We start from the raw sequence: 19181 nt of genomic DNA on the forward strand, positions 1-19181 counted from the left end.
AAGATCAAGCCTTGGCGGCGACCGGCGCGTGATGGGCCCGGAACAGCCGTCCCCGCTCGGCGAACAGCACCCAGCCCAGGGCGATCAAACCGAAGACGGTGAAGCCGACGGACATCGGAATGGTCGTGCCGTTGAACTGTTGACCCACCGCAAAGCCCAAGAGAGAGCCGACGATGGTGGAGATGAAGCCCTGGATCGAGGCGGCGGTGCCCGCGATCTTGCCCATCGTCTCCATGGCCATCGATCCGAAATTGCCCGCGATCAGGCCGAAACAGAACATGGTCAGGGTCTGCAGCACCGCAAAGGTCCAGATCGATTCATGACCGCTGATCGCCACTACCGCATGGATGGCGGCGATGCTGGTGAAGCCGATCAGGGCGGTGTGCGAAATCCTGCGCGACCCCAGCTTCACCACCAGACGCGCATTGACGATCGAGGCCACGGCGATGCCGCCCGCGATCAGGGCGAAGATGGCCGGGAAGGCCGCCTCGGCGTGGAAGACGTCGGCGAAGATCTGCTGCGACGAGTTGATGAAGCCGAACAGGGCCCCGGTGATCGCCGTCATCGCCAGGGTGTAGCCGACGGCCGTGCGGTCGGTCAGGGCGATCTTGTAGGCTGCGGTCAGACGCTTGACCTGGATCGGCAGGCGATCCTCGGGCTTCAGCGTCTCGGGCAGACGCAACGACGCCCAGACGATCAGGCCGACCCCGATCAGGCCCAGCCCGGCGAAGATCCAGCGCCACGGCCCGACCAGCATAATCAGTTGTCCCAGCGACGGCGCCAGGATCGGCACGCCCAGGAAGACCAGGAAGCTGAACGACATGACCCGCGCCATGGTGCGCCCTTCATACCGGTCGCGCACGATGGAGACGGCCAGCACGCGGGTGCAGGCGCTGCCCAGACCCTGGCCGACGCGGGCCATGATCAGCGTCTCGAAGGTCGGGGCCAAGGTCGCCAGCAGGCTGAACAGCACATAGACGCCGACGCCGAACAGCAGGACAGGCTTTCGCCCGAACCGATCCGCCAGCGGACCGTAGAACAGCTGCGCCCCGCCAAAGCCCAGCAGATAGGCCGTCACCACCCATTGCCGGTCGTTGTCGGTCGCGACATTCAGGTCGGCGCCGATGTGTGGCAGGGCCGGCAGCATGGAATCGATCGCCAGCGCATTCAGCGCCATCATCAGGGCGATGAGACAGACGAACTCGACGAAGCCGAGCTCCTTCTTGGCGGGCGCTGACGCAAGGGAAGAAGACATCCGGGCCAGATGCGCCGTCACGCCCCGATCCGCAACCGCACGCCCGTCATAAATTGCTGCAATGCAGCGAAATCGGGTTTGAACGCCCGGCGCCTCGCCAAAGCCGCGAAGCTTCGCTAGAGGAAGTCATGACAGAACAGATGACAGCACAGGCGGCGCTGGACCGCCTAGAAACCCTCTACACCCAATCCGTGACCAACCTGCGCGACGCCGTGCGGGATTTCGTCAACACCGGCGCGCGGCCCGATCCGGTCAAACGCGCCGAAGGGGTGTTCGCCTATCCCGAACTGCGCATCCGCTGGGACGGGGATCGCCCCCAGGACCTGGAGCCGCGCGCCTACGCCCGGCTGTCCAGACAGGGCAGCTATTCGACGACGGTCACGCGGCCCGACCTTTTCCGCCCTTATCTGACCGAACAGCTGGGCCTGCTGGAGCAGGAATATAACGCGACCTTCGAGGTCGGCCTGTCCCGCCAGGAGATCCCCTTCCCCTATGTGACCGACGGGCTGGAGGTCGCGCTGGACCGGTCGATGACGGCGGCCCTGGCGCGCTGGTTCCCGACCACGGACCTGGCCCATATCGGCGACGAGATCGCCGACGGCCTGTTCGAAATGGGCGGCGACTTCCCCCTGTCGCACTTCGACGGCCTGCGGACCGACTTCTCGCTGGCGCGGCTGAAACACTACACCGGCACGCCGGTGGACGACGTTCAGTCCTATGTCCTGTTCACCAACTACAATCGCTATGTCGATGAGTTCGTGCGTTGGGCCATCGAGCAGCTTCGGACGCCCGGCTCGCCGTATCAGACCCTGTCCTGCGCCGGCGGCGTGGTGATCACGCGTGACACGCCCAACCCCGAGGCGGCGATCAGCGACACGGCCTGGAAGAAGCACCAGATGCCGGCCTATCACCTGACCGCGCCGGGCCATAAAGGCGTGACCCTGGTCAACATCGGCGTCGGCCCGTCCAACGCCAAGACGATCACGGATCACCTGGCGGTCACCCGTCCGCACGTCTGGCTTATGATCGGTCACTGCGGGGGCCTGCGCGCCAGTCAGACCATCGGCGACTATGTGCTGGCTCACGCCTATCTGCGCGACGATCACGTGCTGGACGCGGTGCTGCCGCCCGACATTCCGATCCCGTCGATCGCCGAGGTGCAGCGCGCCCTGTACGACGCCACCAAGTCGGTCAGCGGCATGCCCGGCGACGAGGTCAAGCTGCGCCTGCGCACCGGCACCGTCGTCACCACCGACGACCGGAACTGGGAGCTGCGCTATTCCAAATCGGCCCTGCGCTTCAACCAGTCCAGAGCCGTCGCCATCGACATGGAAAGCGCCACCATCGCGGCCCAGGGCTATCGCTTCCGCGTACCCTACGGGACGCTGCTTTGCGTGTCGGACAAGCCGCTGCACGGCGAGATCAAACTGCCGGGTCAGGCCAACCGCTTCTACGAAGGCTCGATCTCCGAACACCTGCAGATCGGCATCCAGGCGGTCGATCTGATGCGCAGCGAAGGCTCCAAGCTGCACTCGCGCAAACTGCGCGCCTTCGACGAACCGCCGTTCCGTTGATCCCGGCCGTCTCCTCCCCACAGCGTGGGGAGGGGGACCGCGCGAAGCGGGGTGGAGGGGCTCTTGACGTCGCACCGGCGCTGCGATGCAGGAAGAAACCCCTCCGTCTCTCCGCTACGCTTCGAGCCACCTCCCCGCAAAGCAGGGAGGAGACGGATTTGCGTATCGTCAGACCGCCGCCTTCTCCAGCGCGCCGGGCTCGACCGGGCTGGGCGCGGTGTTCGCCTTGCGGGTGTCCTGACGGCGCGGCAGTCGCCACACCTGATGCGAGCGATAGCTCGTTCCATCCCAGGCCAGGGCCGTGACGGTGATGGTCTTGGCGTCCCAGTCGATCTGGTTAAAGCCGGGCGGCGCGCCGCGCTCGCGGTGTGACAGGGTTCCACAGCCGACGGCGTAGGAGCAGCGGTCCGCCAGCGGGATCGGCATGGCGAACGGCACATGGACGTGGCCCGTCATGATCAGATCGACCCCCGCCTCGGCGAAGATCAGGGCCGCTTCGTCGCCGCGCTTGACGTCGCCGGTCATCGGCGTGCCGACCATCTCGATCAGCGGATGGTGGCAGGCCAGGATCCGCAGCGCGCCGATCGGCGCCTGACGCAGGGCCTCGGCCGCACGCCGCGTCTGGTCCAGGTCGATGACGCCCTTCGACCAGTTGGGCCGCGCCTGCCAGCCGCGCGCGGTGACGACGCCGCGCACCATGACCGTGTCGCTGCGGAACTGGCCGTCGTGGGCGGGAAAGCCGGTCTCGGTCTCGAAGGCGCGCCAGGGATGGAAGACCCGCGCGACGGCGTCCCAATAGGGCACGTCATGATTGCCCACGATGACGAAGCGCGGCTCGGGCATGGCCCGCATCCATTCGCCCGCCGCCTTGAACTCGTCCGGGAAACCCTTTTGCGTGATGTCGCCGGTGATCAGCACCAGATCGTTGGGCGTCGCGTGGGCGTATTCCAGAGCGGCCGCGCAGGCACGCTTGTGCTCGCAGCCGAAATGAACGTCAGAAAACTGAAGAACGCGTCCCATCAGATGCTGTCCTCGGCCGAGGGCGGTTTGGGGGCCAGCGCCTTGAAGGCCTTGGGGACGAAGCGGATCACGGCCTCGGGCTTCAGCAGCAGCGGCTCGCCGTCGATGACCGCCGGGATCTTGGAGCGCGCGCGCACCTCGATCCGCTTGGCCGGTCGGGTCGAGACGGCCGGATCGTGGCGCCAATCGCTGAACAGGGCGGTCGCGGCCAGGCGGAAGGCCTGGGTCGCATCGCTGGGGTCCATGGCGGCCGCTTCCAGTCCGATGGGGTCCTCCATCGCCTTGGAGATCATCGGACTGATCAGCACCAGCGCCTCGGTGCGGCGTTTTTCTCCGCCGTCCAGGGCGAAGCGCAGGCGCCCCGAAAAGGCGCGCTTCAGGGCGCGACGGCCGTATTGCCAGGCCAGTTTGATCTTGCCGGTCCGCATCGCCTCGCGCGCCGGCGCCCACAGCGCCGGCGATCCCAGAATGGCGGCGCAGTAGAAATATTCGCCCTCAACCTCGCCGCCCGAAACGGCCTGGGGCTCGCCCTCCTCCAGCGCCCGCTTCAGCGCCAGTTTCCAGTCGGCGGTGCCGTAAAGCGCCTTGGGCAACATATTCATCGTGCCGCCCGGCAAGGGGGCGATCATCGGCCCATCCGGCTTGGCCTTCGACGCCACCGAGCGCGCCGTGCCGTCGCCGGCCAGAACGAAGATCACGTCCGGCTTGGCGGCGAAGGCGTCGGCGATGACCTGGTCGAAGTCGCCGCCTTCGAACGAAACGACCTCGGCCTTGAGATCATACTGCCCCAGCAGGGCTTCGGCCTCGCCGGCGGCGCGTGGGCCGACGCTGCCTGACAGCGGATTGACCAGCATCACGGCGTGCCGGATCTGCGAGTGGGGCGTCAACGCAGGCTGGACGTCTGCGTCGGGGGTGGGTTGGGCGACATCGGTCATGGCGGCCGAACGCCCCGCAGGCGCCGTCGTTCCGCCCAAGCGTCACCATAGTTGCGGATGCAGTCTACCGACGCGGAACCTATGCCGCGAGGACACGTTTGCTGCCCACAGGGGCCAACACCCAGGGACAAAGGAATTCATCATGAAAAAGGCGATTATCGCGATTGCCGGCGCCGGCCTGCTGGCTTCGGCCTGCGCCAGCGACCCGTACGGCTATAACAACGGCACCAACGAAACCGTCCGCCAAGGCGCCATCGGCGCCGGCCTGGGCGCCGTCGCCGGCGCCGTCATCGGCAACAACGTCGGCGAAGGCAACGCTGCGACCGGCGCGCTGATCGGCGGCGCCCTGGGCGGCACCGCCGGCGCCATCCGCGGCTCGAACCAGGACCGCAACAACCAGCAGCGTTATCGCGACAGCCAAGGTCGCTACTACTACTGCTACGACAACCGTCAGGACGAGTGCTACTGGGACAACGGTCAGCGCCGTTATTGATCAGTGATCAAATGCCGGTCGCGAAGGTCCGCGACCGGCGCTAGGTTGAAGGGGCGGTCCGTCGGACGACGGGCCGCCTCTTTTGCGTAATGGGCCGGCCGAGCCGGAGGAGGGCTGAGATGAAGCGATCGATGGGTCTGGCTGTGGCGGCCGTGGGGATGCTGGCGGCGTGCGCGCCGATGCCCAAGCGCGAGGCGCTGGTGGTGGGCGAATCGCTGTGTGCGCCGGGGCGTTTCGATATCTATTTTCTGGAAAATCAGGCGCGGCTGACCGAGCCCGCGGCGATGGTGCTGAATGCGGCGGCCACGAAGGCCAAGGATTGCGACGTGCGCAAGGTGCGCGTGGTGGGCCTGGCCGACGCCACGGGAACGCCCGAAGCCAATCTGAACCTGTCGCAGCGACGCGCCCGGACGGTGGTCGCGGCGCTGACCCAGGCGGGCCTGCCGGCGCCGATCTTCGAGCTGAACGCCGCGGGCGATGCGGGCGCCACGACCGCAGCCGGCAATGACGAACCGCTGCGGCGCCGTGCGGAAGTGATCTACGAAGCCTATCCGCGCTGATCGACGCGGGGGCGGGCGCAGCGATGGCGCGGGGACGCGTGACGCATTAGGTTGCGGCGCTCCTCTCGCCTGCCGGAACACGCGTTTGCGCCTCTTCGCCCTTCTCCTCGGCCTGCTGATTAGTTTGACGGGCGTTTCGGCGGCCGTCGCCCAGCCGGTGCAGAGCCAGCCCGCAGGCGTCGTCGCCTTCGGGCCGCAGCGGACCGAGCGGATCGAGGCCGAACTGGTCCCGATGTCGCAATGGGTCGCGCCCGGTTCGACGACCGTGGTGGCGGTGCGCCAGAAGATCGCGCCCGGCTGGCACACCTATTGGCGCAATCCCGGCGACAGCGGCGGCGCGACCAGCCTGATCTGGACCTTGCCCGCCGGGGTGACCGCCGATCCGATCTTGTGGCCCCTGCCCAGCCGCCAGCGGCTGATGAGCCTGATGAACTATGGCTATTCGGGCGCGGTGCTCTTGCCCGTGCCGATCCATGTGCCGCCGACGGCGCAGCCGGGCGAAGTGCTGACCCTGACGACGGATGTGCTGTTCCTGGTGTGCAGCGATCAGATGTGCGTGCCCGAGCCGATGACCCTGTCGCTGGCCCTGCCGGTGCGCGAGGGCGCAGCGCCGCTGGCCAAGCCGTGGGGCGCGGAGATCGAGCGGCTGGTCGAGACCGCGCCGCGCCCGGCCGGGATCGAGGCGCGCGTCACGCGTCAGGGCGGCCAGCTGATCCTGACCGCGACTGGCGGGCCGCTGATTGGGGCCGATATCGGTCAGGTCTATTTCTATCCTTTCGACGGCGGGCGGATCGACCATGCGGGGGCCCAGTCGGGTCAGCGGGGCCCCAACGGCCTGACGCTGACGCTGGCACCCGGCAAGGAAACGGCGACAACGGCGCTGAGCGGAGTCCTGGCGACCGACAAGGGCGCGTGGGAGATCACGGCGGAGCCGGGCGCGCCTCTGGCGGGCGCCCAAGGCGGCGAGGCGCTGAAGCCGCTGGACGAAACCACAGAGACCCCGGCGAAGACCGGCGCCCTTGTCTTCCTTCAGGCCCTGGGCCTGGCGCTGCTGGGCGGGCTGGTGCTGAACCTGATGCCCTGCGTCTTCCCGGTTCTGGCGATGAAGGCGGCGTCGCTGTCGGCGGCGGCGCATGATCCGGCGCGGGCGCGGCGCGACGGCCTGGCCTTCACCGCCGGGGTACTGGTCAGCTTCCTGGTTCTGGCCGGCGTCCTGCTGGCGCTGAGGGCGGCAGGTCAGGCGATCGGCTGGGGGTTCCAGCTTCAGTCGCCGGGCGTGGTCGCGGCCCTAGCCCTGGTCATGCTGCTGGTCGGGTTGAATCTGTCGGGCGTCTTCCATGTGGGCGCCGGATTGCAGAACGCGGGGTCTGGCCCCCTGTCGCGCCTGCCCGGATCGGCGGGCGCCTTCTTCACCGGGGTGCTGGCCGTGGTCGTGGCAGCGCCCTGCACCGCGCCTTTCATGGCGGCAGCGCTCGGCGCGGCCCTGGTCCTGGCCTGGCCGATGGCGCTGGCCGTGTTTCTGATTCTGGGGCTGGGTCTGGCCCTACCCTATCTGGCGATAAGCCTGTCGCCCGGCCTGCTGTCGCGCCTGCCGCGCCCGGGCGTCTGGATGGAGCGGCTGAAGGGTCTGCTGGCCTTTCCCATGTATGGGGCGGCGCTGTGGCTGCTGTGGGTGTTCACGCGGCAAGGCAGCGTCGACGCCCTGGGCCTGCTGCTGACGGCGGCGCTGCTGCTGGCGCTGGCGGCCTGGTTGACGGGCCTGGCGCAAGCGGCGCGCCAGCGTGATGAACGGCCGATCCTGACCACGATCTGCGCGATCGTCGTCGGCGTCCTGGCGCTGGGCCTGGCAGCCGTTGCGGCCGGCGCAGCGCGATATGCGGACGCCGCGCCGAAAGGCGACAGCGGCCCGCTGGCGGCCCAGCCCTGGTCGGCGGCGGCGGTGAGTGCCGCGACCGCGTCGGGACGCCCCGTGCTGGTCAATCTGACCGCCGACTGGTGCGTGACGTGCAAGATCAACGAGCGCGCGGCCCTGTCTTCGCCTCGTGTCGCCAAGGCGATGCGCGAGGCGAACGCCGCCTATCTGGTCGGCGACTGGACCCGGCGCGACGACGCCATCACCCGCGAGCTTCAGGCGCATGGGCGCTCGGGCGTGCCGCTGTATCTGCTGTATCGACCGGGCCGGGCCGAGCCGGAAATCCTGCCGCAGTTGTTGACCGAGGGCGTGATCGTGGATGCGCTGAAGGATTGAGCGTCAGCTCAAGAACCGCTGCACCGCCGCCAGAAACCGCTGCGGCTGCTGCATCATCACCTGGTGTTCGGCGCCTTCGATCCGCTCGAACCGGGCCGTGCGCGGCAGGCCTTGGAAGCCGTAGCGATACAGGCCCTCCAGCCGGTTGCGAGGCGCGTCGGGATCGCGGGTCCAGCCATAGACGACGGTGACCGGGGCGGTGATCTCGGACAAGCGGGGCCGCAGATCGACGGTCAGGGCCTCATACAGACCCTGGGCCAGAACGCGTCGGTCGCCGCCCTGAAGCCCCAGCCCCTGGAACACCATGTCGCCGGCCAGACCCATGTCGACGCCGAATGCCGCGACCTGGGACTTCAGCGCCTGATCGCCGAACAGGAGCAGGGCCTGATAGCCCAGCCGGGCCAGGGGCTCGACCTGATCGGATGTGGTGCGCGCGTCGATCAGGGACGGGAAGAAGGGCGAGGAATCGACCACCATGACGCGGCCGATCCGGTCGCCCATATCGGCGGCGACGCGCAGGGCGATCTGGCCGCCCAGCGAATGGCCGATCACGGCGGGACGGTCGATGCGCTGCTCGCGGATGTAGCGTTCGATCTCGCTGGCGGCGGGGCCCGCCAGACCGCCGCTGACATTGTCGCCGATCTGGGTCTCGCCAAAGCCGCGCAGGGTGACCAGATGCACCCGGTAGCGGTCATCCAGCCGATCCGCCGTCGATCGCCAGGCCGAGCCGGTCGAGCCCAGGCCGGGGATGAAGATGATGTCCGGCCCCCGCCCGCGCGTCTCGACGATGATGCGGCTGGAGCTGAAGGCGGGAACCTGAGCTTGGGTCTGGGATTGGGCTTGCACGCCGATCGGGGCGAGGACGAACAGGGTCGCAAGGAGCGAGGCGAAAAGGCGGATCATCATCCGCCCCTAACGCCCGATCACGGCGATCGGTTGACGCGTGCGTGCGACCTATCGCCCCTTGAACTCGGGTTTGCGCTTTTCGACGAAGGCGGACATGCCCTCCTTCTGGTCCTCGAAGGCGAACAGGGAGTGGAACAGGCGGCGTTCGAACTGGACGCCCTGGGTCAAGGTCGTCTCCAGCGCGGCGTTGACCATCTCCTTGTTGGCCATGATCGCCAGCGGGCTTTGCGAGGCGATCTTGGCGGCGATCTTTCGGGTTTCATCCAGCAGGGTGTCGTGCGGGAAGACACGCGAGGCAAGGCCGGCGCGCTCGGCCTCGGCCGCATCCATCATCCGGGCGGTCAGGACCATGTCCATGGCCTTGGACTTGCCCACCAGACGGGTCAGGCGCTGCGAGCCGCCGATGCCCGGCGCGACGCCCAGGTTGATCTCGGGCTGGCCGAACTTCGCCTTGTCCGAGGCGACGATGAAATCGCACAGCATGGCCAGTTCGCAGCCGCCGCCGAGAGCGAAGCCGTTGACCGCGGCGATGATCGGCTTTCTGAACCGGGTGATGCGGTCGTGGCCGAGGGCGAAATAGTTGCCCGTGTACATCTGGGCGTAGGTCTGGTCCGCCATCTCCTTGATGTCGGCGCCGGCGGCGAAGGCCTTTTCGCCCGAGCCGGTCAGGATCAGGCAACGCACGCTGTCGTCCTGTTCGACGCTGTCGAGGAAGTCGGCCAGATCCTTGAACAGGGCCGCGTTCAGGGCGTTCAGCGCCTCGGGCCGGTTCAGGGTCACCACCGCATAGCCGTCGGCGTGGCGTTCGATCAGCAGGTTGGAATAGGCGTCGGCCATGGTCGGTCTCCTTTGACGGCGGTCATACAGGCGCGAGGCGGGCCCCGCTAGCGCAGGCGCTACCGTCGGGGCATCAGGGCCAGGGTCAGGGCGGCGCGGAACAGTTCGACCACGACCACCATGCCCAGCAGCAGATTGGCGGCGATCACCTGACCCCGCGCGCCCGACAGGTCCAGCGTCCAGCCGAAGACCGATGACAGGGCGAGCATCAGCGCCGAGATCAGGACCAGGCCGACCAGCAGCATCAGGGCGACATGACCCGCCTTCAACGCCGCCTGAAGCGTCGGCCCCTCGTCCAGCACGCGGGCGCGGCGGCGGAACAACCGGGCGATCAGGCCGGTGGCGGCGGCCTCGGCGACGGCGGCGACGACCAGGGCGGCGACGAACCACCAGATCAGGTCGCCGAGGTCGCCGTCGCGCAAGCCTTGGACGAAGTGGACGAAATAGGCGCCCCAGACCAGGACGCCGACGATCAGACTGATCCACAGGTGAATTTTGCGCATGGGTCGAACCTCGAAGGCTTATCGCCTCTGGCAGGAGGGGCAGTAGAAGGTGGAGCGGCCGCCCTGGACGATGCGGGCGACCACGCCGGTGCATTTCTCACCACGGCAAGGCTCGCCCTCGCGGCCGTAGACGTCGAAGCGGTGCTGGAAATAGCCCTGGCCGCCCTCGGCGTTGGCGAAGTCGCGCAGGGTCGAGCCGCCCGCCGCGATGGCGTCGTTCAGGACGTTGCGGACCTCGGTCGCCAGACGCTCCAGCCGCGCCTTCGACACCGATCCGGCCGCGACAATCGGCGAGATGCGGGCGCGGTACAGGGCCTCGCAGACATAGATGTTGCCCAGGCCGGCGACGATCCGCTGGTCCAGCAGGCTGACCTTGATGTTCTGTTTCTTGCCCGCGAAGGCCTCGACCAGATGGGCGCCGGAAAAGCCGTTGCCCAGCGGTTCGGGCCCCAGGCCGGCGAACCAGCGATGGGTTTCGATCTGATCGCTGGGGATCAGGCCCATGAAGCCGAACCGGCGCGCGTCGGCGTATCCGATGCGGGTCGCCCCCCCATCGCGGATGGCGCAGCCGCTGAAATGTTCGTGCTTGCCGGCGATGGGCGCGGCCTCCTCGAACTCGCCCAGCAGGGTTCCGTCCAGGGTGAAGCGGCCGGTCATGCCCAGATGGGTGATCCAGGTCTCGCCGGAGGACAACGGCATCAGCAGATATTTGGCCCGCCGGTCGATCCGCAGGACCGTCGCCCCCTCCAGCCGTTCGACGAAACGCTCGGGGAAGGGAAATCGCAGGTCGGGCCGGTTGATCCGGACCCGCGACAGCCGCGCGCCCTCAAGCACCGGCGTCAGGCCGCGTCGGACGGTTTCGACCTCGGGAAGTTCGGGCATGGGCCGGTCCTAGCCCGTCCGGGTCGCGGGGCCAAGCGGCGGGGGCGCCCGCAACTGACCGCGACCAGTTGCCGCCTGCGACAGAATGCGCTTACGTCCGCGCAAACGTGGGACCTCGCATATGACAGACGCCGCCGCCGCCCCCAAGGGCCGGCTTGAACTGACGCTCCGCGCCCTGGTGCTGGGCTGCCTGCTGGCGGTGATCTTCACCGCCGCCAACACCTATCTGGGCCTGCTGGTCGGCCTGACCTTCGCCTCGGCCATTCCGGCGGCGGTGATCTCGATGGCGGTGCTGCGGGCGTTCCGCACCTCGACCATCTGGGAGAATATGACCGTCCAGACCGTGGCCTCGGTCGGCGGGGCCATGAGCTCGATCATCTTCGTCCTGCCGGGCCTGGTGATGATCGGCTGGTGGCTGGAGTTTCCGTTCTGGCAGTCGGTGGCGATCTGCATTCTGGGCGGCGTGCTGGGCGTGACCTTCTCGATCCCGCTGCGCCGGGCGCTGGTCGTCAACGGCGGCCTGCCCTACCCCGAAGGCGTCGCCGCCGCCGAGGTGCTGAAGGTCGGGTCGCGCGGAGCCGAACAGACCGAAAGCGCGGTGCGCGAGAACAAGTCGGGCCTGTGGGTCGTGGTCGCCGGCGCCGTCGTCTCGGCCGGCTACGCCCTGCTGGTCGCGGGTCGGGTCTTTGCGGGCGAGGCGGCCAAGTTCTTCAAGCTGCCCGCCGCGCTGGGTGGCGGGGCCACGGGCATGGGCTTCGGCATGCAGTTCGCCCTGCTGGGCGCCGGGCATCTGATCGGCCTGACGGTCGGTCTGGCGCAGCTTTTCGGCCTGGTGCTGGCCTGGGCCATCGCCGTACCGATCTTGACCAGCCCGGACACCATCGCCTGGCTGACGGCGCACGGCATTCCGTCGATCGCCTCGACCCTGCCCGCCGGCGCGCCGGCCGAGGAGCTGGCGACCACCGTTTGGGCGCGCGAAGTGCGGTTCATGGGCGCGGGCGTCATCGGCGTCGCCGCCATCTGGACCCTGATCAAACTGGCCGGTCCGCTGATCGGCGGCCTGACCTCGGCGCTGGCCGCCAACGCCAAACGCGCCCACGGCGAAGTGCTTGAGCGCACCGAACAGGATTTGCCCATCAAATTGGTGGGCGGCGTTTCGGTCGCCTGCCTGGTCGGCATCGCCGGCCTCCTGGCCTGGTTCGCCCAGAGCGCCCCGGCCCTGGCGGGATCGACGCCGCTCCTGGTGATCGGCGGCCTGGTCTATGTGGTGCTGATCGGCTTCGCCGTGGCGGCCATCTGCGGGTACATGGCCGGTTTGATCGGTTCGTCGAACAGCCCCGTGTCGGGCGTCGGCATCCTGGCCATCGTCATCGCCTCCCTGCTGATGCTGGGCGTCATGGCCGTCGCGGGCGTGCCGGCCGATCCGTCGATCATCGCCTTCGCCCTGATCGTGACGGCGGTGGTCTTCGCCGTCGCCGTCATCGCCAATGACAACCTTCAGGACCTGAAGACCGGCCAGTTGGTCGAGGCCACGCCGTGGCGCCAGCAGGTCGCGCTGATCGTCGGCGTCGGCGCCGGCGCCCTGGTGATCCCCTTCATCCTGAACCTGCTGAACCAGGCCTTCGGCTTCGAAGGCGGCCCGCCCGCCATCGTGGAAGGCGCCAAGACCCTGGCGGCGCCCCAGGCGACCCTGATCTCGGCCCTGGCGCGCGGCGTCATCGGCGGCGACCTGCGTTGGGACCTGATCGGTCTGGGCGCGGCGATCGGCGTGGTCATCATCGTGCTGGACGCGGTCGTGTCGAAGGCGAGCAAGGGCAAGGTCAAGCTGCCGCCGCTGGCCGTCGGCATCGGCTTCTATCTGCCGGCTGCGGTCACCACCATGCTGGTCATCGGCGCCGTCGCCGGCTGGATCTACGACAAGGCGGTCTCATCCACCCGCTACGCCGACGTGGCGCGGCGAATGGGCGTGCTGCTGGCCTCGGGCCTGATCGTCGGCGAAAGCCTGTTCGGCGTCTTCACCGCCGGGGTGATCGTGGCGACCAAGGACGACGCGCCCTTCGCCATGCTGCCCGAAGGCTCGGCCTGGCCGGCCATGCTGGCGGGCATCGTCGGCTTCGCCGTCGCGGTGTTCGGCCTGTACGCCTGGACGCGCAGCCGGGCTTCGAAAGTTTAGGTGCCAAGCCCAATCAGAAAGAAAGGCCGCCCTTCGGGGCGGCCTTTTGCATTTCAGACGGCGCTCCGCGTCGCGACCATCATATAGTTGATGCCCGCGTCGTCGGTCTGGCTCCAGCGGTCGTGCAACGGGTCGTAGTTCAGGCCGTAGGGGCCTTCGACCGTCACCGGCTCGGCGGCCAGCATCGACCGGATCTCGTCGGGCTTCAGGAACTGGCGCCAGTCGTGGGTGCCGGCCGGAACCCAGCGCAGGAGGTATTCCGCCGCCACCTTGCCCAAGGCCAGCGACTTCAGCGTGCGGTTCAGGGTGGCGACCATCATCACCCCGCCCGGCCGGACCAGGCGCGAACAGGCGCGCACGAAAGCTTCGGGATCGGCGACGTGTTCGATCACCTCCATCGTCAGGACCACGTCGAACGGCCCCGCCCCTTCCGCCTCGATCTGTTCGACCGTGGCGGCGCGATAGGCGATATCCAGGCCGACCATGTCGGCGTGGGCGCGGGCCGTGCCGATGTTTTCGGACGAGGCGTCGATGGCGGTGACGTCAAAGCCCATCCGCCGCATCGGCTCGGCGATCAGTCCGCCGCCGCATCCCACGTCCAGCAGGGTCAGACCTTCGAAGGGCGCCCGCGCCTTGGGATTGCGGCCCAGCCGCGTGCAAAGCTGGTCGCGGATCAACGCCAGCCGCGCTGGATTGAAGCGGTGCAGCGGCGCGAACGGCCCTTGCGCGTCCCACCATTCGGCCGCCTGGGCCGAGAAGCGCGCCACGTCGGCGGGGTCGATCGATGCGCCGAACGCCGTTTCGGACGAATTTTGCGAAAAACCATGCCCCTGTTGGGGTAGGCGAGACGGAGCGGCGCCGTTAGAAGCGGTCATGACGCGAGGGATGAACCTTCGCGCCCTTTCACGCAAGCAGGGGGCGGAACGCCACGATGACGCGGCCCGATACGACACGACTGGTGATGAAGTTCGGCGGCACCTCGATGGGCGACCTCGAACGCATTCGCCGTGCAGCGCGGATCGTCGCGGCCGAAGTCTCGGCGGGCAAACAGGTCGCCGTCGTCGTCTCCGCCATGGCGGGCAAGACCAATGAACTGGTCGCCTGGACCGACGGCGCCGGACCGGCCGCTGCAGGCCTGCCGCTCAGCGACGACGAATATGATGTGGTGGTCGCCTCGGGCGAGCAGGTGACCTCGGGCCTGTTGGCCGCGACCCTGCGCAACATGGGCTTCAACGCGCGCTCGTGGATGGGCTGGCAGGTGCCGATCCTGACCGACGACGCCCACGCCCGCGCCCGCATCATCGACATCCCCGGCGAGAAGCTGGGCGCCGCCGTCGACGCTGGCGAGATCGCCATCGTGCCCGGCTTCCAGGGCGTGACGGCGGACGGCAAGATCACAACCTTGGGGCGCGGCGGTTCGGACACCTCGGCGGTCGCCGTGGCGGCGGCCTTGGGCTGCCCCTGCGACATCTATACCGACGTGGACGGCGTCTATACGACCGACCCGCGCATCGAGAGCCGCGCGCGCCGACTGGCCAAGGTGTCCTACGAAGAGATGCTGGAAATGGCGTCCCTGGGCGCCAAGGTGCTGCAGACCCGCTCGGTCGAGCTGGCCATGGCCAAACAGGTGCCGGTCCGCGTCCTTTCAAGCTTTATCGAACCCGACGCGAATGGCGTCATGCCCGACAAGGGTGGAACCCTGATCTGCGACGAGGAGGAGATCGTGGAAAAACGTATCGTGTCCGGTGTGACCATGAGCCGTGACGAGGCCCGCATCACCCTGCTGGGCCTGTCAGACCGGGTGGACGCGCCCGCCGACGTCTTCACGCGCCTGGCCGAGGCCAACGTCAACGTCGACATGATCGTGCAGAGCCAGTCGCGCACCGCCGGAACGGTCAACCTGACCTTCACGACCGGCCGTCGCGACGCCGTGCGCGCCGCCGAGCTGATGACCGCCGCCAAGGAGCAGCTCGGCTTCGAGGAAATCCGCGTCGACGAGGACGTGGCCAAGGTTTCGGTCGTCGGCGTGGGCATGCGCAGCCATGCGGGCGTCGCCCAGACCATGTTCAAGGCCCTGGCCGACAAGGGCGTGAAGTTCCAGGCGATCTCGACCTCCGAGATCAAGATCAGCGTGCTGATCGACGCCGCCTACGCCGAGCTCGCCGTGCGCGCCCTGCATTCGGCCTATGGTCTGGACGCAGTATAGGTGATCTGAACAGGGCGCCTATATCCACGAAAGAGGCGCGGGAGACATGATGCCGGCAGGCGGCGCGATGACCAGAGGACCCCGGATCCTACTGCGCCAGATCCGCGAGGCTCTGGGCGGGGCCGGCGCGGGCGCGACGCCGGCGCAGGACCGGCTGAACATGGTCGTCAAGATCATCGCCCGGTCGATGGTCGCCGAGGTCTGCTCCATCTATCTGCGTCGCGCGTCAGGCGAGCTCGAGCTGTTCGCCACCGAGGGTCTGAACCCCGACGCCGTGCACAACACCCGGCTGCGGCCCGGCGAGGGCCTGGTCGGCGAAGTGGCGCGGATGGCCCAGCCCATCAGCCTGTCGGACGCCCCGTCGCACCCGTCCTTCTCCTATCGCCCCGAGACGGGCGAAGACCCCTATCACGCCTTCCTGGGCGCCCCGCTGCTGCGCGGCGGTCGGGCCATCGGGGTCCTGGTCGTCCAGAACCGCACCGAGCGGCGCTATGACGAGGAAGAGGTCGAGGACATCCAGACCATCGCCATGGTCCTGTCCGAGACGGTGTCGTCGGGCGAACTGCTGGCGCTGGACGAGTTGCGCGACGTGGAGCTGGCGCCGCACCGGCCCGAGCGGCTGAAGGGCCAGAAGTTCGCCGACGGCCTGGCCTTCGGTCATGTGGTTCTGCACGAGGCGCCGCTGGCGCCCGAACGCCTGCTATCCGACGACCCGGCGATGGAGGAGGCGCGGCTGAAGCTGGCGCTGGCCACGCTGAAGAGCGGCCTGGACGTCATGCTGGACAAGGGCCAGGGCTTGGCCGGTCCGTCGTTCGAGGTGCTGGAAACCTATCGGATGTTCGCCGACGACCGGGGCTGGAACCGGTCGCTGGAGGAGGCGGTGAGGAACGGTCTGACGGCCGAGGCGGCGGTGGACCGGGTCAGGAACGAACACCGCGCCCGCTTCGCCCAGGCGCGCGACCCCTATATCCGCGAACGACTGCACGACTTCGAGGACCTGGCTAACCGGCTGCTGCGGGTGCTGGCGGGCGACAAGCCGGGCGAGCGCGAACTGCCCGACGACGCCATTCTGGTGGCGCGAAACCTGGGTCCTGCCGACCTGCTGGAATATCCGCGCGACAAGCTGAAGGGGCTGTTGCTGGAAGAGGGCTCGGCCGCCAGCCACGCCGCGATCGTCGCCCGCGCGCTGCAGATCCCGTGCGTCGGTCGTCTGATGGGCCTGCGCGACCGGCTGTCGGAAGGCGACATGGTCATCGCCGACGGCGAGACCGGCGAGACCTATCTGCGCCCCCGCCCCGACATGCTGGAGGCCGTGCAGTCGCGCATGGCCGTGCGCGAACAGCGTCAGGCCGAGTTCGCCCAGCTGCGCGACGTGCCGGCCGTGACCCTGGACGGGCAGCGGATCACGGTCCTGACCAATGCCGGCCTGGCGGTCGATCTGGAAAACATGATCGAGACCGGCGCCGAGGGCATCGGCCTGTTCCGCACCGAGTTTCAATTCATGGTCTCGGACGAACTGCCCCGGCTGGACGCCCAGACGGCGCTCTACAAGCTGGTGCTGGACGCGGCGGGCGACAAACCCGTCACCTTCCGCACCCTGGATATCGGCGGCGACAAGGTCCTGCCGTATCTTGAGGCCGAGCGCGAAGAGAATCCAGCGCTGGGCCGTCGCGCCATCCGTTTGGGTCTGGATCGGCCGTCGCTGCTGCGAATGCAGCTTCGGGCGCTGCTGGCGGCGGGGGCCGGGCGCGAGCTGCGCGTCATGTTCCCGATGATCGCCACGGTGGACGAGTTCCGGGCCGCGCGCGAGCTGGTGGATATCGAATGCGCCTGGGCGCGGCGTCGCGGGCGCGCCTTGCCCGCCCTGCTGCGCGTCGGGGCGATGGTCGAATGCCCGTCCTTGTTGTGGCATCTGGACGCCCTGCTGCCGCTGACGGATTTCGTCTCCATCGGCACCAACGACCTGTTCCAGTACATGTACGCGGCCGACCGGACCAATCCACTGGTTTCGGATCGCTACGACCCGCTGTCGCCGCCGACCCTGCGGGCGCTCCAGACCATCCAGAAGGCCTGCGCCGACACCGGCACGCCGGTCTCGATCTGCGGCGAACTGGCGGGACGGCCGCTGGAGGCCTTCGCCCTGATCGTGCTGGGCTTCACCCGACTGTCGGCGCCGGCGGGCGGTGTCGGGCCGGTCAAGCGGATGATCCTGTCGGCGGACCTGAACGCGGCGCGGCGCGGCATGGCCAATCTGCTGAACTTGTCCACCGGCTCGGTCCGAAACGAGATCGAATCCCTGGCGCGCAAGCTGAACGTCGCCGTCTGATCGCAGGGGTCCGGAAGCAGGTGTCTGGACGCACGCGCGGCGTTGCTGGGCGACGCGCAATCGTCTATCTCGGGCCCTGTGAACGGCGCGTCGGCGCTGTGTTTCCCGGACATGGGGTCAGGCGTCATGACGCTGAATGCGGGGGTCGCCCCCGAGGCGATCGAAAGCATTGCGGACCGGCCGGATCCGACGGCCGCCTTCGTCGACGCCGCGACCCTGGGCGACGGCTTTCGGGCCGCCCGCGAGCGGTCGGGAAAGTCGCCGGCCGAACTGGCCGCAGAGACCAAGGTGCATCGCCGGTTCCTGACCGCCCTGGAGCAGAACGACTGGTCATCCCTGCCCTCGCGCGTCTTCGCCCTGGGCTATGTAAGGGCCTACGCCTCGGCCCTTTCGCTCGACGAACAGACCGCCGTCGAGCGATTCAAGCGCGAGAGCCCGGACACCTCCGTGCCGCTGAAGGCGCCCATCGGCATCGCCTTCGAGGACGTGAAACGCCATTCGCCGCGCATCGTCGCCGGCATCGCCGCCGTGGTGGTCGCCGTCATCGGCTGGAACGTGTTCCAGCGCGCCAGCCTGCACCGGACCGCCCATCCGTCCGATATCGCCGCCGTGCCAAAGACATGGACCGGGGCGGCCGATCCGGATCCGCAGGTCGCGCTCAGCGCGCCCATGTCGGCGCCGCCCGACCAGACGACGCCGGCCCTCTACATCACGCCGGGGCTGGAGGCCGAACTGACCGGGGTCGATCCGACCGATCCGGCCGTGATCGCCGCCGCCGCCAATCCGGAGCCAGGGCAGAAGGCGTTCAACCCGCGCGGAGCCGTCTATGGCGCCTCGGCCAACGCCTCGATGGTGGTGATCCAGGCCAAGACGGCCGGCGCCCTGGTCGTGCGGCTGGGCGACGGTCAGGCCCTGTTCGCGCGCCAGATGGCGCCGGGCGAGGCCTGGCGCGCGCCCATCGGCGTGGCGGCGACGGTGGACGTGTCGGACCCGGCCGCCTTCGACGTCTTCCTGAACGGCGAGTACGGCGGACCCCTGGCCGGCGTGCTGACGCCGCTGGCGCAGTTGAACAGTCGCGCGGATCAGGCGGCCAAGGCGCTGGCCGCCAGCCAGGCGCGCGCTCAGGCTCAGGCTCAGGCCGCCCAGGCCCGGACACAGGCAGCCGCGACGCCTTCCCCCGCGCCGGCGCCCTCTTCACCCGCCCCTGCGCCGAACTGACACGTCGGCCGTGGTCCCGCCGTCATCATCGGCCTATATGATGCT

General features: G+C 68.7%; 16 protein-coding genes. 8 read left to right on the forward strand and 8 right to left on the reverse strand.

Annotated features, from left to right (window positions below):
* Positions 1-4 precede the first annotated feature (4 nt).
* On the reverse strand, positions 5-1255 hold the full coding sequence (locus LG306_RS01490) for a multidrug effflux MFS transporter (protein WP_404419616.1): 1251 nt from the start codon (positions 1253-1255) through the stop codon (positions 5-7).
* A 128-nt stretch (positions 1256-1383) separates the two neighbouring features.
* Here LG306_RS01490 and LG306_RS01495 point away from each other — a divergent pair, with 128 nt between their 5' ends.
* Positions 1384-2829, forward strand: a complete 1446-nt coding sequence (locus LG306_RS01495; protein ID WP_066625261.1) for an AMP nucleosidase — start codon at positions 1384-1386, stop codon at positions 2827-2829.
* Between the two features lie 168 nt (positions 2830-2997).
* On the opposite strand, the gene LG306_RS01500 is transcribed toward LG306_RS01495, so the two are convergent.
* The gene (locus LG306_RS01500) at positions 2998-3849 is read right to left on the reverse strand and encodes a metallophosphoesterase family protein (protein WP_404417492.1); all 852 of its coding nucleotides are present in this window, start codon (positions 3847-3849) and stop codon (positions 2998-3000) included.
* The gene (locus LG306_RS01505) at positions 3849-4784 is read right to left on the reverse strand and encodes a diacylglycerol/lipid kinase family protein (RefSeq protein WP_404417494.1); all 936 of its coding nucleotides are present in this window, start codon (positions 4782-4784) and stop codon (positions 3849-3851) included. Before LG306_RS01505 ends, LG306_RS01500 begins: the two co-directional genes overlap by 1 nt.
* A 142-nt stretch (positions 4785-4926) precedes the next feature.
* Between LG306_RS01505 and LG306_RS01510 the strand changes: the two genes are divergently transcribed.
* The 3 genes from LG306_RS01510 to LG306_RS01520 all read left to right on the forward strand — a co-directional run bounded on the left by LG306_RS01510 (position 4927) and on the right by LG306_RS01520 (position 8085).
* On the forward strand, positions 4927-5277 hold the full coding sequence (locus LG306_RS01510; RefSeq protein WP_404417497.1) for a glycine zipper domain-containing protein: 351 nt from the start codon (positions 4927-4929) through the stop codon (positions 5275-5277).
* A gap of 119 nt (positions 5278-5396) precedes the next feature.
* Complete coding sequence (locus tag LG306_RS01515; RefSeq protein ID WP_404417500.1) at positions 5397-5837, forward strand: OmpA family protein; 441 nt, start codon at positions 5397-5399, stop codon at positions 5835-5837.
* 85 nt (positions 5838-5922) lie between these two features.
* Positions 5923-8085, forward strand: a complete 2163-nt coding sequence (locus LG306_RS01520; protein ID WP_404417503.1) for a protein-disulfide reductase DsbD family protein — start codon at positions 5923-5925, stop codon at positions 8083-8085.
* A 3-nt stretch (positions 8086-8088) separates the two neighbouring features.
* Here the strand turns inward: LG306_RS01520 and LG306_RS01525 are convergent, their stop codons facing one another.
* Genes LG306_RS01525 through mutM form a run of 4 tightly spaced genes read right to left on the reverse strand, consistent with a single transcriptional unit; the run spans position 8089 to position 11213 of the window.
* Positions 8089-8988, reverse strand: coding sequence for an alpha/beta fold hydrolase (locus LG306_RS01525; RefSeq protein WP_404417506.1), 900 nt, complete (start codon positions 8986-8988; stop codon positions 8089-8091).
* A 51-nt stretch (positions 8989-9039) separates the two neighbouring features.
* Positions 9040-9828 carry an enoyl-CoA hydratase-related protein gene (locus LG306_RS01530; protein WP_404417509.1) on the reverse strand — a complete coding sequence of 263 codons (789 nt, stop codon included), beginning with the start codon at positions 9826-9828 and terminating at the stop codon, positions 9040-9042.
* Between the two features lie 59 nt (positions 9829-9887).
* Positions 9888-10331 (reverse strand): hypothetical protein, encoded by a 444-nt coding sequence (locus LG306_RS01535; protein ID WP_055808804.1) that lies wholly within the window; start codon positions 10329-10331, stop codon positions 9888-9890.
* An 18-nt stretch (positions 10332-10349) separates the two neighbouring features.
* Complete coding sequence (gene mutM / locus LG306_RS01540) at positions 10350-11213, reverse strand: bifunctional DNA-formamidopyrimidine glycosylase/DNA-(apurinic or apyrimidinic site) lyase (protein ID WP_404417513.1); 864 nt, start codon at positions 11211-11213, stop codon at positions 10350-10352.
* Between the two features lie 121 nt (positions 11214-11334).
* Between mutM and LG306_RS01545 the strand changes: the two genes are divergently transcribed.
* Positions 11335-13386, forward strand: a complete 2052-nt coding sequence (locus LG306_RS01545) for an OPT family oligopeptide transporter (protein WP_404417516.1) — start codon at positions 11335-11337, stop codon at positions 13384-13386.
* Positions 13387-13439: 53 nt separating this feature from the next.
* On the opposite strand, the gene ubiG is transcribed toward LG306_RS01545, so the two are convergent.
* Complete coding sequence (gene ubiG / locus LG306_RS01550; protein ID WP_404417519.1) at positions 13440-14261, reverse strand: bifunctional 2-polyprenyl-6-hydroxyphenol methylase/3-demethylubiquinol 3-O-methyltransferase UbiG; 822 nt, start codon at positions 14259-14261, stop codon at positions 13440-13442.
* Between the two features lie 56 nt (positions 14262-14317).
* Here ubiG and LG306_RS01555 point away from each other — a divergent pair, with 56 nt between their 5' ends.
* From LG306_RS01555 to LG306_RS01565, 3 genes are all read left to right on the forward strand, one after another.
* Positions 14318-15592, forward strand: coding sequence for an aspartate kinase (locus LG306_RS01555; protein WP_404417522.1), 1275 nt, complete (start codon positions 14318-14320; stop codon positions 15590-15592).
* Between the two features lie 67 nt (positions 15593-15659).
* Positions 15660-17918, forward strand: coding sequence for a phosphoenolpyruvate--protein phosphotransferase (ptsP, locus tag LG306_RS01560; protein WP_369814640.1), 2259 nt, complete (start codon positions 15660-15662; stop codon positions 17916-17918).
* 126 nt (positions 17919-18044) lie between these two features.
* On the forward strand, positions 18045-19136 hold the full coding sequence (locus tag LG306_RS01565) for a helix-turn-helix domain-containing protein (RefSeq protein WP_404417526.1): 1092 nt from the start codon (positions 18045-18047) through the stop codon (positions 19134-19136).
* The last annotated feature ends 45 nt before the right edge of the window (positions 19137-19181 follow it).

It is taken from the genome of Brevundimonas vesicularis (assembly GCF_044807075.1).
GTDB lineage: Bacteria > Pseudomonadota > Alphaproteobacteria > Caulobacterales > Caulobacteraceae > Brevundimonas > Brevundimonas vesicularis_G.

What these genes read in the sequence shown, in the direction of transcription:
- LG306_RS01490 (WP_404419616.1), bottom strand. Translation starts at nt 1,255, where the DNA reads ATGTCTTCTTCCCTTGCGTCAGCGCCCGCCAAGAAGGAGCTCGGCTTC.
- LG306_RS01495 (WP_066625261.1), top strand. Translation starts at nt 1,384, where the DNA reads ATGACAGAACAGATGACAGCACAGGCGGCGCTGGACCGCCTAGAAACC.
- LG306_RS01500 (WP_404417492.1), bottom strand. Translation starts at nt 3,849, where the DNA reads ATGGGACGCGTTCTTCAGTTTTCTGACGTTCATTTCGGCTGCGAGCAC.
- LG306_RS01505 (WP_404417494.1), bottom strand. Translation starts at nt 4,784, where the DNA reads ATGACCGATGTCGCCCAACCCACCCCCGACGCAGACGTCCAGCCTGCG.
- LG306_RS01510 (WP_404417497.1), top strand. Translation starts at nt 4,927, where the DNA reads ATGAAAAAGGCGATTATCGCGATTGCCGGCGCCGGCCTGCTGGCTTCG.
- LG306_RS01515 (WP_404417500.1), top strand. Translation starts at nt 5,397, where the DNA reads ATGAAGCGATCGATGGGTCTGGCTGTGGCGGCCGTGGGGATGCTGGCG.
- LG306_RS01525 (WP_404417506.1), bottom strand. Translation starts at nt 8,988, where the DNA reads ATGATCCGCCTTTTCGCCTCGCTCCTTGCGACCCTGTTCGTCCTCGCC.
- LG306_RS01530 (WP_404417509.1), bottom strand. Translation starts at nt 9,828, where the DNA reads ATGGCCGACGCCTATTCCAACCTGCTGATCGAACGCCACGCCGACGGC.
- LG306_RS01535 (WP_055808804.1), bottom strand. Translation starts at nt 10,331, where the DNA reads ATGCGCAAAATTCACCTGTGGATCAGTCTGATCGTCGGCGTCCTGGTC.
- mutM (WP_404417513.1), bottom strand. Translation starts at nt 11,213, where the DNA reads ATGCCCGAACTTCCCGAGGTCGAAACCGTCCGACGCGGCCTGACGCCG.
- LG306_RS01545 (WP_404417516.1), top strand. Translation starts at nt 11,335, where the DNA reads ATGACAGACGCCGCCGCCGCCCCCAAGGGCCGGCTTGAACTGACGCTC.
- ubiG (WP_404417519.1), bottom strand. Translation starts at nt 14,261, where the DNA reads ATGACCGCTTCTAACGGCGCCGCTCCGTCTCGCCTACCCCAACAGGGG.
- LG306_RS01555 (WP_404417522.1), top strand. Translation starts at nt 14,318, where the DNA reads ATGACGCGGCCCGATACGACACGACTGGTGATGAAGTTCGGCGGCACC.
- ptsP (WP_369814640.1), top strand. Translation starts at nt 15,660, where the DNA reads ATGACCAGAGGACCCCGGATCCTACTGCGCCAGATCCGCGAGGCTCTG.
- LG306_RS01565 (WP_404417526.1), top strand. Translation starts at nt 18,045, where the DNA reads ATGACGCTGAATGCGGGGGTCGCCCCCGAGGCGATCGAAAGCATTGCG.